This is a genomic window from Streptomyces bobili (assembly GCF_002154575.1).
Taxonomy (GTDB): Bacteria; Actinomycetota; Actinomycetes; order Streptomycetales; family Streptomycetaceae; genus Streptomyces; species Streptomyces bobili.
The window spans coordinates 1-12,023 of record NZ_MUBA01000072.1; the positions used below are offsets into that span (position 1 = coordinate 1).

12 protein-coding genes and 2 pseudogenes are annotated in these 12,023 nt (G+C 70.3%); 6 read left to right on the forward strand and 8 right to left on the reverse strand.

Annotated features, from left to right (window positions below; translation table 11 throughout):
- A partial coding sequence (locus BZL64_RS07045) for a helix-turn-helix domain-containing protein (protein WP_143663020.1) occupies positions 1 to 328 on the reverse strand: 328 nt, incomplete at its 3' end.
- A gap of 167 nt (positions 329 to 495) precedes the next feature.
- Between BZL64_RS07045 and BZL64_RS07050 the strand changes: the two genes are divergently transcribed.
- On the forward strand, positions 496 to 1,101 hold the full coding sequence (locus BZL64_RS07050; protein ID WP_086767207.1) for a hypothetical protein: 606 nt from the start codon (positions 496 to 498) through the stop codon (positions 1,099 to 1,101).
- 510 nt (positions 1,102 to 1,611) lie between these two features.
- On the forward strand, positions 1,612 to 3,516 hold the full coding sequence (locus BZL64_RS07055; RefSeq protein ID WP_086767209.1) for a TerD family protein: 1,905 nt from the start codon (positions 1,612 to 1,614) through the stop codon (positions 3,514 to 3,516).
- Between the two features lie 401 nt (positions 3,517 to 3,917).
- On the opposite strand, the gene BZL64_RS07060 is transcribed toward BZL64_RS07055, so the two are convergent.
- Entirely contained in the window at positions 3,918 to 5,084 is a 1,167-nt protein-coding gene (locus tag BZL64_RS07060) for a mandelate racemase/muconate lactonizing enzyme family protein (RefSeq protein ID WP_086767211.1), read from the reverse strand.
- 109 nt (positions 5,085 to 5,193) lie between these two features.
- Between BZL64_RS07060 and BZL64_RS07065 the strand changes: the two genes are divergently transcribed.
- Positions 5,194 to 5,877 (forward strand): GntR family transcriptional regulator, encoded by a 684-nt coding sequence (locus BZL64_RS07065; protein WP_086767213.1) that lies wholly within the window; start codon positions 5,194 to 5,196, stop codon positions 5,875 to 5,877.
- A 57-nt stretch (positions 5,878 to 5,934) separates the two neighbouring features.
- Here the strand turns inward: BZL64_RS07065 and BZL64_RS07070 are convergent.
- Positions 5,935 to 6,099 (reverse strand): annotated as a pseudogene (locus tag BZL64_RS07070) (flavodoxin family protein); the annotation flags it as partial.
- A 213-nt stretch (positions 6,100 to 6,312) separates the two neighbouring features.
- Between BZL64_RS07070 and BZL64_RS07075 the strand changes: the two are divergent.
- The gene (locus BZL64_RS07075; protein WP_244205241.1) at positions 6,313 to 6,780 is read left to right on the forward strand and encodes a DUF5990 family protein; all 468 of its coding nucleotides are present in this window, start codon (positions 6,313 to 6,315) and stop codon (positions 6,778 to 6,780) included.
- Positions 6,781 to 6,813: 33 nt separating this feature from the next.
- On the opposite strand, the gene BZL64_RS07080 is transcribed toward BZL64_RS07075, so the two are convergent.
- The 4 genes and pseudogenes from BZL64_RS07080 to BZL64_RS07095 form a co-directional block, all read right to left on the reverse strand.
- The gene (locus tag BZL64_RS07080) at positions 6,814 to 7,284 is read right to left on the reverse strand and encodes a GNAT family N-acetyltransferase (RefSeq protein WP_086767222.1); all 471 of its coding nucleotides are present in this window, start codon (positions 7,282 to 7,284) and stop codon (positions 6,814 to 6,816) included.
- Positions 7,285 to 7,506: 222 nt separating this feature from the next.
- Positions 7,507 to 7,950 carry an ABC transporter ATP-binding protein gene (locus BZL64_RS07085; protein WP_425276020.1) on the reverse strand — a complete coding sequence of 148 codons (444 nt, stop codon included), beginning with the start codon at positions 7,948 to 7,950 and terminating at the stop codon, positions 7,507 to 7,509.
- A gap of 164 nt (positions 7,951 to 8,114) precedes the next feature.
- Positions 8,115 to 8,516, reverse strand: a pseudogene (locus BZL64_RS07090) (iron chelate uptake ABC transporter family permease subunit); the annotation flags it as partial.
- Positions 8,517 to 8,570: 54 nt separating this feature from the next.
- Complete coding sequence (locus BZL64_RS07095; protein WP_086767216.1) at positions 8,571 to 9,296, reverse strand: 4'-phosphopantetheinyl transferase family protein; 726 nt, start codon at positions 9,294 to 9,296, stop codon at positions 8,571 to 8,573.
- 128 nt (positions 9,297 to 9,424) lie between these two features.
- Here BZL64_RS07095 and BZL64_RS07100 point away from each other — a divergent pair, with 128 nt between their 5' ends.
- Complete coding sequence (locus BZL64_RS07100; RefSeq protein ID WP_086767218.1) at positions 9,425 to 10,129, forward strand: alpha/beta fold hydrolase; 705 nt, start codon at positions 9,425 to 9,427, stop codon at positions 10,127 to 10,129.
- Between the two features lie 83 nt (positions 10,130 to 10,212).
- On the opposite strand, the gene BZL64_RS07105 is transcribed toward BZL64_RS07100, so the two are convergent.
- Positions 10,213 to 10,593 carry an S-adenosylmethionine decarboxylase family protein gene (locus tag BZL64_RS07105; protein ID WP_086767220.1) on the reverse strand — a complete coding sequence of 127 codons (381 nt, stop codon included), beginning with the start codon at positions 10,591 to 10,593 and terminating at the stop codon, positions 10,213 to 10,215.
- Between the two features lie 397 nt (positions 10,594 to 10,990).
- Between BZL64_RS07105 and BZL64_RS07110 the strand changes: the two genes are divergently transcribed.
- A partial coding sequence (locus BZL64_RS07110; RefSeq protein ID WP_143663022.1) for a bis-aminopropyl spermidine synthase family protein occupies positions 10,991 to 12,023 on the forward strand: 1,033 nt, incomplete at its 3' end.

Consider the following 12,023-nt stretch of genomic DNA (forward strand, 5'->3'; position numbering starts at 1 on the left):
GCGCGGACGGTTCCGGGTTCGATTCCGGCGCGGCCGACACGGCCGGCACAGGCGTGGGCGCGGGCGAGGCCGCTCGGCGGCGGGCGCGGTCCGCCTCCGTCCAGGCCGCCTCCAGGGCCCGCCGTTCCTCCTCGTCCGCCCCGCACAGCAGGGCGAGGCGGTCGACCACGGCGAACTCCTCCGGGACGGTCGCGCCCGAGCAGTAGCGGTGGAGGGTGGACGCGCTGACGCTCAGCCGCCGGCCCAGCGCCTCGTAACTCCTCCCGTCCCGTGCCTTCAACGCGCGCACGAGCCCCGCGAACTCCTCGACGGCGGCGTCCTTCGGCATTCCATCCCCCTCGACCCTGCGTCCCATCCTTCACGTCCTTGCACGTCAGCGGGGGTGGAATGGTTCCGGGACGGCTGGTGGGCGCGTGATCGTTGCAGCCGACGGGCGCCGGCCCCACGCTGGTTGAGCACTGACCGAACGAACGACCCGACGGGGGATCCACCACCATGAACAAGCTCCGCACCGCACTCGCCACCGCAGCCGCTGCCGCACTGGGCCTCGCGGCCCTCGCCACAGCCCCGGCGCAGGCCGCTGCCCAGCCCGCCTTCCTCGCCGCCTCCCAGATGCCGCCGTCGTCGACCCCGTGGACCGCCACCCAGGTCTTCACCGGCGTCCCGGAGAACGGCGGCGTCCTCTGCGCCCCGCACAAGATCCCGGCGCAGAACACCCGCTACCGCGAGTTCAGCACCGAGCTCGACACCAACGGCGTCCAGGTCACCACCGTCGCCCGTACCGAGGCCGACGCCGTGAAGCTGGTCGACACCCTCCGCGGAGCCCTCGCCGGCTGCGGCCCCCTGCTGGAGCAGCAGAACCCGGGCCTGCAGGCCGTCAGCGCCTCCCACGGCAAGCTCGCCGTCGAGGAGGGCGCCTGGGTCTACAGCCTGGACACCGCCGACCCGCAGATCGGCATCTCCGACATCCACCTGTTCTCCGTCGGCCGCGACGGCCGCACCGTCACCCTCGTCCGCTGGGGCCAGATGGGCGACCTCGAGGACGCCCCGCTGACCGCCTTCCGCACCACGACGAAGACCGCCGTCAACAAGCTTTACTGACCCGGGGGCTCCCCCGAGGGCTGACCACAGCTCGACAGCGGCGCGGCCGGAACCCGGGGCGCCGCTGTCGTGCCCACCTGCTCCGCCGGCGGCGACCACTTCCTGGCCTTCACCAGCATCGCCTGCACCCTCATCTGCTACCGCAGACTCGCCAAATGAGATGGTCTGGAGGCGCTTGGCCGCAGGTTCGAGTCCTGCCGGGGGCGCCCTACCCACATCGCGTTTCCGCTCTCCCTCCGGGAGGGCGTTTTTGCTGGTCAGTGGCATGCTGGTAGGCGCGGCATCGCGCCGGCACAAGGTCGGATCGACTCCCTGGTGGAGAGTGCGGCAGTCCGGTTGAGAGCGGTTCCGCACGGTTTTTGGCCGGTGTTCTTCCCGAAAACGTCCCGAAGTTTCGGTGCGGTCTCTCTGCGGTCTCTCTGCGGTCAGCAGGGCAGTACGTCATTCCAGAGCCGTGCAAAACGGCATACAGGTTGAAGGGGGGCCGCATATCAGATCATCCTTGGCGCCATGAGTCTCGCCTCCACCCCCTTTGACCTGCCCGCCACGGGCGACTACGCCCGCGACTGGGCCCTGGTCGACGTGGAAACCTCCGGGCTCATAGCCCGACGGGACCGGGTGCTGTCCGTCGCGGTGGTGACGATCGGACCGGACGGCGAGCAGACCGGGGAGTTCTCCACCCTGCTCGACCCAGGATGCGACCCGGGACCGGTGGAAGTGCACGGGCTGACCGTCGAGCGACTGCAGGGCGCACCTACCTTCGACCAGGTTGCCGGGCGGATCGGAGCGATGCTCCAGGACCGGGTCCTGGTCGCCCACAACGCTCAGTTCGACTACGACTTCCTGGCCTACGAGTTCGCCCGTGCCCGGATGTGGCTGCCTGTGTCCCAGCGGCTCTGCACCCTGGCTCTGAATCGTCAGGTCGATCCGCCGACGGACGACATGAAACTGGGCACGCTCGCCGCCCACTACGGCGTACCGCAGCAGCGCGCGCACGATGCGCTGGACGACACCCGGGTGCTTGCCGGGATCCTGCGGGCTTCGCTGCGCGAGGCGGCGCGGCTCGATCTGCCTTTGCCGCTGGTGAGCTGCCCACCGCGGGCGGAATCGCAGTTCACGCCGAAGCCGCCCAAGGCACCGTGCGCCTACCGCAATCCGGGGCGTATGGCTCCCGGCGGGCCGCTGCTGCAGGGGATGAAGATCGCGATAACCGGTGAGACCGCACACGCGCGGGCGGAGCTGGTCGGGCGGGCCGTTGCCGCCGGACTGAACATGATGACCTCCGTGAGTCGGCACACCAGCGTGCTCGTCACCAACGAGCCGGCGTCCCGATCCGCGAAGGCCCGACGCGCAGCCGCCGAGGGTGTGCCGGTCATCGATGAGCACACCTTCCTGCGACTGCTGGCCGACGTGCAGGCCGGGACAGTGCATGAGGCGACGGCCGCTTCCGCCGCGATCGCGCCGGTGAAAGAGCCGGCTACGGCAGCAGCTCGGGCCGCCCAGCCCAAATCCACCACAGTGCCCGTCCCGGAAATGCCTGTCCTGCCGCCGCCCTCCCCCGACACAACCGTCCCCGCTCCGCGCCAACCAGCGGACTCGGCCGGCACTTTGACCAAGCCCCTGATGAGCCGCCGGGTGCTGGTGCTCGGCGGTGCCCATACCGAGGCCGTCGCCGCTCGTACCCGCGTCGTCGAGCTGGGCGGATCCGCAGCGGTCAACCTGTCCGCCAGTGTCACCGACGTCGTGCTTCTCCCTGACGGCGAGAAGGACCGCCGCATGAGCCGCATCACCGTCCTCGGGCTCCCCGTGCACGACGCGGACTGGCTCATTTCTCCGACCGCCGACGCCCCTGCCACAACGGCTGTCCGGCCGAAGGAGCCGCACGTGATGCCGAGGGGCGGCGTCATCGACCTGCCCATCCCATACGGCGGCCCCTCGCCCGAGTGGTACGTCACCGCCAGCTGGGCTCCGCAGGCCGACTGCGAGACCGACGTCGTCGCCTTCATCCTCGACGATGACGAACAGGTCACCTTCGACGAGGACTTCATCTTCTACGGCGCCCCTGAAAGCCCCGCCGGCACCGTGCGGCTCCTCACCGGCGGTCCCGCCGAACAGACCATCGCCCTCGATCTCGCATCCCTGCCACCCGCTACCCGAAAGGTCGTCATCGCCGCAGCCATCGACGGCGCAACCACCTTCGGAACGGTCGGCGCGATCCAGATCAGTGCGGCTCTCGGCAACAACGGATCACCCCTCACCCGGGCCACCCTGGACGCCGCGACAACCGAACGCACCATGCTCCTCGCGGAGATCTACCGCAGGGGCCCGACGTGGCGCCTGCGTGCCGTCGGGCAGGGCTACGACCACGGCCTCGACGCCCTTGCACGCGGATACGGGGTCGACATCGCCGACTGAGCGACAGTGCCGGAGGTCTGTGCGTCCCCTGGATCAGGAACGGCGACGCGCGTGGGCGAGGAATCAGGCGTAGCAAGCCGCAGGCCCGGGGACAGCCCAGCGAGCAACGGAATCGCACAACCGGCTCGGTGAACTGCACGCGTCTCTTCATCGAGGCCGGATTGCCCATCCCCAGGATGGTGCGGCAGTCGCCGCACGCGTCCTCCATTTCCTTGACCAGGACGGGCAGCAACACGGCCGCCTCATCCGGAGCGATTGCCAGGCCGACGGGTTGTCGGGCGAACCCGGAAACGGGTCGACGACTGGCGGCCGATGCCAGGGGCGACGCAGGGCGAGTGGGATCCGGGTGGACTCGGCGGTGATCGCCGAGCAGTCGTCGCGTGTCCGCGTCGGGGTGGTGGTCAGCTGTGCAGGGCGCGCAGCACCTTGTGGAAGGCGGCCTTGGTCTCGAAGCCGATGCCGGGGGTGTCGGTCAGGCCGACGCGGCTCTTCTCGACGACGGCGTCGTCGGCGAAGCCGCCGGTGGGCTGGAACTCGCCGGGGTAGGACTCGTTGCCGCCGAGCTTGAGGGCGGCTGCGATGTGCAGGGAGAACTGGTGCCCGCCGTGCGGGATGCAGCGCCTCGAGGACCAGCCGTGCCGGCGGAGCATGTCCTGGATGCGCAGGTACTCCACCAGACCGTAGGAGAGCGCGGGGTCGACCTGGATGGTGTCGCGGTCGGGGCGCAGGCCGCCGTAGCGGATGAGGTTGCGGGCGTCCTGGAGGGAGAAGAGGTTCTCGCCCGTGGCGATGGCGCCGGTGTAGTGCTCGGCGACGGTGGCGTTGAGGTGGTAGTCGAGCGGGTCGCCGATCTCCTCGTACCAGAACAGCCCGTAGGGCTCGATGGCCCGACCGTACTCCAGGGCCGTGTTGAGGTCGAAGCGGCCGTTGACGTCGACGGCCAGCCGGGAGCCGTCGCCGTCCAGGACGTCGATGACGGCCTCGATACGGCGCAGGTCCTCCGCCAGGCCGGCGCCGCCGATCTTCATCTTGACGACGTCGTAGCCGAGGTCGAGGAAGCCGCGCATCTCGTCCTGGAGGTCTGTGAGGGTCTTGGCGGGGGCGTAGTAGCCGCCGGCGGCGTAGACGAAGACGGAGTCGTCGGGCTGCCCGTCGCCGTAGCGCTCGGACAGGTACCGGTACAGCGGCTTGCCCTCGATCTTGGAGGCCAGGTCGAACAGGGCCATGTCCACCACACCGACCGCGACCGAACGCTCGCCGTGCCCGCCGGGCTTCTCGTTTCGCATCATCACGTCCCACGCCTTGGCGTGGTCCAGGCCGCCCCGCTCGTCGAGCAGGCTGCCGGGCTCGGCCTGAAGGAGGCGGGGCAGGACCCGGCGGCGCAGGATCTCTCCGGCGCTGTAGCGGCCGTTGGAGTTGAAGCCGTAGCCCACCACGGGTTCGCCGTCCCGGATGACGTCGCTCTCGATCGCCACGATCGAACAGTCCATGGAGCTGAAGTCGATCCAGGCATTGCGGATCGGGGAACTGATCGGAACGACGCCCTCGTAGACGTTGGTGATCTTCACAGTGGAGCCTTCCTCATATCTTATAAGATGCAACGGCTGTTAGAGTGGGCCGGTCCGATGCGGGATGTCAAGGGGTGGGGAACTCCCCGAAAGGAATGGTCAGGGGGCTATGGCAGGACAGAACCTGTTCTTCAGCAAGAGCGACCTCGCCTACGCGGAACTCCGCGACCGGATCCTCTTCGGCACTCTTCCCGCCGGGTCACGGCTCGCCCAGTACGACCTCGCCGAGTCCCTCAACATGAGCATCACGCCCCTGCGCGAAGCCATCCGCCGCCTCAGCAGCGAGGGGCTCGTCACCGTCGACACCCACCGCGACGTCCGGGTGTCCGTCATGAACTCGACCGAGGCCCGTCAGCTCTTCGAAGTCCGCCTGTCCCTCGACCCGACCGCCGCCGAACTTGCCGCCCGGCGACGCACCGACGACGACATCGCCACGATGCAGGCCGCCGTCGACAAGCTCCTCCCCGTCACCCGCCAATGGGGGGAAGAGGCACTCACGGCCCACCGCGCCTTTCACCAGGCGGTGTACCGGGCCTCGCACAACGACGTCCTCATCCGTCTCCTGGACGACCTGTGGGACAAGTCCGACCGCTACCGTCGCCTCGGCCTCGAACTCCCGCCCGGTGACGAACCCCGCACCCGGGACCTACAGGAACACCACCAACTGGTCTCCCTCATCGTGGACGGCCGCGCCGCCGAAGCCGCCCAGCTGATGCGAGGCCACATCACCCACAGCCTCACCGCCACCGCCATCAGCGCCCTCGAAGACCGCGAGGGCATTCCCGTGACGTGACGTGACGCGCGCGCTGCCGCCCTGCCGTCGGTGTCCCTACCGGTGTTCGGGGTTTTCGCCCAGGTGCTGCAGGCTGTAGAGGACGTTCACGGCGCAGCGCTTGACGCCGTCCTCGTTGCCGGTGATCAGGCAGCCGCCGACGCGGCCGTAACAGGCGTACTGGCCGGCTTCGTCGAGCAGGCTGGAGCAGGCGTAGAGGCGTTCGATCACCTGCTCCATCACGAGTACATCCCGGATACGTCCCGGATACGTCCCGGATCCATCGTGCGGGCCGACCGCGGCAGGCACCACCACCACGCCTCCGAACGGCCCCGGCGGTGCTCGCGGTGCGTGGGTTCAGGCACGGGCCACCCCGGTCGGCGGCACCGTGGCAACGGCAGCAACGGCTCTGAACGATCCTGCCGGCGGCGGCTGCCGTGGCGGATGATGGCCGCCATGCACATCCGCATCGACGCCGTCGACCTGCCCGGCCTCACTCGCCCCGCCTCCCTCGACGGCAGAGTCCCCGCGTACGGCAACATCCACGTCGCCGTGCAACGCCGCGACCGTCCGGCCGAGCTCCTGGAGCCGCAGCCTGGCGACGCACCGTCCGCGACATGGACTCTGGAGTGCACCACGTGCGCCTCGCCGACCGGTACCGAGGTCAAAGGGCCCTACGTGCAGGACCGTCTGGGCCGACGGTTCATCTACCTGTCGTGGGGCACGGTCGACGAGTCGGGCACCTTCACGATGTTCCGCCGCGCCAAGCTCATGCTCGACGTCGTCCCCGCCGACGTACTCGCCGCCGCCGCACGCGACGGGCTGCTGGTCGGACGCCTCGGCCTGACCGACGCGCAGGGCGGTCCCCTGTGCGCACGCGTCGAGCCCCCGCACATCACCTGGACCGCCGGGCGCGCCGGCTAGCAGTGGCGTACCGGGTCGCCGTACGGGCCGCCGTCACATCGGGATCTCGAAGTGCACCGTGGCGACGCCCGGCCCGTGTTCGCCGGTCGCTCGGGCGTCGAACACCTCCTTGGCCAGGCTCCGCCAGAAGTATTCGGCGCCCTCGATGTCGACGTTGGTGTGGAGGTAGACGCGCTCGTAGCCGGGGGTGTCCGCGATGAAGTCGCAGGCGGCTTCGACCAGGGTGCGGGCGAGACCGCGGCGTCGGTGCTCGGGCCGGACGTAGACACGGACCAGTTGGGCGGTGGTGTCCCCGTCGTAGCGTTCGGCCAGCCATCGCGGGTGCGGCGGGTGGGCGGGGCCTCCCGCTCGTACGCCGGTCGTGGCGACCACCTCGCCCTCGTGCACGGCCACGAGCAGCAGGTGCCGCGGGTCGCCGAGATACGTGCCCTCGATGTCCACCGTGTCGGGGTGCCACCGGGGTACGTAGCCGTAGCCGAACTCGTTGTAGAAGGTGTCGAGCATGACGCGGCGGGCACCGTCGACGTCGGCCGGTGTCGCGGGGCGCACGGTGTACTCGTGATGCGCGGTCTGGGTCACTGAGGATCCTCGCTGTCTGGCATGCGGCAAGCACGCGGCAGCGCCCGGCGACGGGACCCGGCGCCGCGCCGCCCGGGTCCCGCCATGCTAGCTAAGTGAAAACGCTTTTCAAAAACAACGCCCAACGTCGCCCAACGTCGGCGAACGTCAGCCGCTTGAGGCTCGGCGTGTTCGCGCCGGCCTGAGGTCGAGGTACGTGGTGTGCTCGTCCAGGAGCAGGACGGGGGTGTCCTGGGCGAGGGCCATGGCGATCCACACCCGTCGGCACTGGCCGCCGGAGAGCTCGTCGAGGGAGCGGTCCGCCAGGGTGGCCGTGTCGGTGGCCGCCAGGGCCCGGTCGACGACGGCTTCGTCCGCCGAGGACCACTGGCGCCACCAGCGCTGGTGCGGGGTGCGGCCGCGGGCGACCAGGTCTCGTACGGTGATGCCGTCCGGAGCGGTCGGGGACTGCGCCAACAGCGTGAGGCGGAGGGCGAGTTCGCGGGCGGAGAGGGTGGCGATGTCGGCGCCGTCGAGGTGGACGGTTCCGGCGGCGGCGGCCAGGGAGGTGGCGAGAACCAGCAGTGCGATGCGGGCGCGGCCGATCGTGATGCCGAGGGAGAGGGCCGACGTGCGGGACGACGAGGCCGACGAAGGTGACCGGTCCGGCGGCGGCGACCGCCGCGCCGGTCAGCAGGATGACCGCGACCGCGCCCCAGGGCCCGGGTGGTGCGGACCCGCGCGCCCAGGGTGGTGGCGAGGTCGTCGCCCAGGGCGAGCGCGTTGAGCCGCCCGCTCAGGGCGAGTACCGGCAGCAGTCCGGCCGCGATGAACGGCAGGAGCCGCAGGGCCAGTTCGGGGTCGCGGCCCGCGAGGGAGTCGACCGCCCAGGAGCGGTACTGGTCCAGGGTGCGGAGGTCGAGCAGCACCAGGGCGTTGGTGAAGGCGTCCAGCAGGACGGTGACGGCGGCTCCCGCGAGGGCGAGTTTGGCGGGGGTGGCGCCGCCGTAGCCGGTGCCGCCGACGGCGTAGGCGAGCAGTCCGGCCAGCGAGCCGCCGAGGAAGGCGATCCACACGTACTGGTGACTGCTGTTCAGCCCGAGCAGGCCGATGCTCGCGGCGACCGCGAACGCGCCCCCGGCGCTCCAGGGAGGGGCACCGGGGGCGCTCTTCTCCATTCCTGGTCCGTGCAGGTCGGTACGGTGTCGCCGCCGGCGTGGCACCGGTGCCCTTCAGGCCGGGATTGCGGGGTCCGCCCGTGTGACGACCCGCAGCCCGCCCCCTCCCAGCACCGCGACCGCGGCCGTGTGGGCGCCCTCGACCGTCAGGTCCGCGAGGCTCACCTCGGGGCGGAGGCCGAGTTGTCGCGGCCAGTCGAGGACCGTCGGTGCGGTGTCCGGGGCGGACATCTCCAGCCCGCGCAACGGCACATGGAGGCCCACGCCGAGGGCCTTCAGCACGGCCTCCTTGCGGGTCCAGGTGCGCAGGAACGCGGTACGGCGCCCGGTGGCGGGGCCGGCGTACAGCGCGCTCAGTTCGGTGTCGCCCAGTGCCGTACGCGCCGCCGCGTCGATGTCGAGGGCGATCGCGTCGTCCTCCACGTCCAGGCCGACGGCGGCGCCCCGGCAGACCGCGACCCCCACCACATCCCCGCTGTGGGTGACGGAGAAGTCGACGTCCGCGTACGGCGACCGCTCGGGCACCGCCAGTCTCACCTTGCCGTGCGGACCGCCGCAGCGCGGGCACACCCTGCGCAGGGGCACGTCGGCGGGAGGAAGCACGAGCAGCTCACCCAGGGCGAGGCGGCTGAGCGCGCACCCGACCAGGAAGCGGGCCTTGTCGGCAGGGCGGGCGGTGGCCTCGTAGCGGGCGCGCTCCACCGTGTCCAGCAGGGCGAGCAGCCCCGGCCGGGCGTCACTCGACCGCGCCCACCGCACCAGCACCTCGTGCTCCGTCACGGTCCCTGTCCCTCACCCTGATCCGCCGACCGGCCCACGCCCTGAACTCCTGCCCGCCACACACAAGCAACCCACCCGGCCATGGCAACAGCGCCGGCCACAGCGCCGGCATCGACGAAAGCAGACGGATGCGCCTGCACACACAGGAGTGGGGAACGGGGGACCGTATCGCCGTCCTCGTCCACGGCATCGTGACCGACCACCGCACCTGGCACGAACTGACGCCGGTGCTCACCGGGATGGGCTATCGCGTGCTCGCCGTGGATCTGCGGGGTCACGGTGCCAGCGCGCGCGGGGCGTACGCGCCCGCGCTCTTCGCCGAGGATCTCCTGGACACGCTGCCGCGCCGCCCCGAGCTGGCGCTGGGCCACTCGCTGGGCGCGCCGGCCGTGGCTCTCGCGGTGGAGGAACTGGCCCCGGCCCGCGCGGTCCACTCGGAGCCCGCCTGGAGGCTGAGCGGGTCGGCGGGCGGGCTCGACCCGGCCTACTTCACCTTCTTCAAGCGCTCGCCCGACCTGCTGACCAGCTTCTCCCGGCCACGGGACGCCACCGAGGGCAACCATCGGCTCGCGGCCGAGCGGCAGGCTCTGGACGCCTGGGACGAGAACACCGCCCTCGCCCTCTCCGCCCACCGCCTCGTCGACCACACGCCGGAGAAGGCCGTCGTCCCCTCGCTGGTCCAGGTGTCGGACCCGAGCACGCTCGTCAGCGCGCAGGGGCGGGCGGAACTCGTGCGACGGGGCTTCGAGGTGCGTACGGTGCCCGACGCACCGCACGCGATCCACCGGGACCGATTCGACGCGTTCGTCGAATCCCTCTCGGGATGGCTGTGAAATCCCTACGGCGGGAAATCGGCGCCCCTCGCGCCACAAATCACACCGTCCCGCAATCACGTCATTCCTGGAATCAGCCGGAATCAGTGCACCGCACGCAGCATGCGCGTCACATTGATTTTGGTCGGCGAAAGGCCGAGTTCCACACTCTGCATCATCCGCTCGCCGTTCAGCCGGCCGTAGGCGAGCAGATCGACGTTGGCCAGGCTGAATTCCGGCCAGGTGTGAATGCTCAGGTGTGATGCCGAAAGCAGCAGAATGGCGGTGACGGCACCATTGGGGAAAACGTGCGAGGCCTCGCCGAGCACCTGGGCGTTCCCCTTTTCGGCGGCCGTGCGCAGCACCTGGAGGAGGCGCTCCTGGTCGGTCAGGATGCTGTGATCGCTCACCCATACGTCTACGGCGTAGGAGCACAAATCGTCGACGTTTATACCCTCGGTGGCGAGGCTGGCGGAGTTGGTCATGGGGAACCGGGGGTCGCTATCCGCTGCCCCCGTCTCCTTTCACATAGAGGTGCGCTGGTCCGCGCGTCCGAAGGGGAAGGTCACGAGGTCGAAAAACGACGCTCGATGTGGCCCAGCGTAGCATCCGGGTCGCTCTACGGCTCGCGCACGCATGCTGTCAAGGGGTACGACACCTTCCTCCCGTCCACCTCTCGAATATTCGGAAAGCATTTCGGCGAACTCCTCGAAAAAGCCTTCCTTGTTTCGCCGTTCTCATTCCGCATTCCCTGCTCCGTGGGCGCGTCCGGGCGACGCCGCGCCAGCCCGTATACTCGATAGTCCTGGAATCCATCGGCCCGCCCGGAGCAGCTTTGTGAAAAACGCGCCTCGACACCGTCGGAGTACCCCCGCCGATCAGGTGCTCACGGAAGTCGCGGACGCCGTCAGGCTTCAGGAGGGTCCGCCCGGAGTGCGCTCCGTGCTGCGGGCCCTGCGTCGCCTGGCCCCCGCCTCGACCAGGGACATCAGCCGGGCCACGGGCCTGCCCGTCCCGATCGTCGCCGCGCTGGGCAACGAGCTGCGCCGGCGCGACCTGCTCACCAAGGAGCGTCCCTCCCGGCTGACCCCGGCCGGCCTGGACGTCGTGGCCGAGCTGGGCATGGACCTCACGCTCGACGCGACCTGCACCACCTGCGACGGCCGCGAACTGGTCATCCCGGACGTGCTGGACGAGGCGGTGCGGCGGCTGAGCGACCTGATGGAGTCGGGCCCGGCCGCCGACATGTCGATCGACCAGTCGCACTGCACGCCCGAGACCAAGGTCCGCCGTGTCCTGGCGCTGCTGGCGGCGGGCTCGCTGCCGGGCGGCAATCTGCTGCTGATCGGCGACGACGACCTCGTCTCCCTGGCCGTCGCCGTCGTCGGGGACGTCCTCGGCTCCCCGATCGTCGAGCGGGTGACCGTCGTCGACATCTCCCCCGAGATCCTCGGCTACATCCGGAAGGTGTCGGCCGGTCTCGGCACGCGGGTCGAGACCGTCGAGCACGATCTGCGCCAGCCGCTGCCCGCCGAGCTGCACAGCGGTTTCGACGTGGCGATGACCGACCCGCCCTACACCGCGGAGGGCGCCCGGCTGTTCCTCTCACGTGCCGTGGAGGGTCTGCGTCCGGGCCCCTCGCACAGCGTCTTCTTCTCCTTCGGTGGCAAGAGCCCGGACGAGATGCTGGAGGTCCAGCGGGAGATCATGGCCCTCGGCCTGGTCACCAACGGCTACATCCGCAACTTCAACGAGTACCGCGGCAGCGGCATTCTCGGCGGGGTCGGCTTCTTCCAGCACCTCCTCACCACCACCTCGACCGCCTCCCGGCAGGGTGATTTCGAGGGTCCCCTCTATACGGGCGACAAGCGGACCCGGCAGCGCACGTGTACTCGCGCTGCCGGGTCCGCTTGTC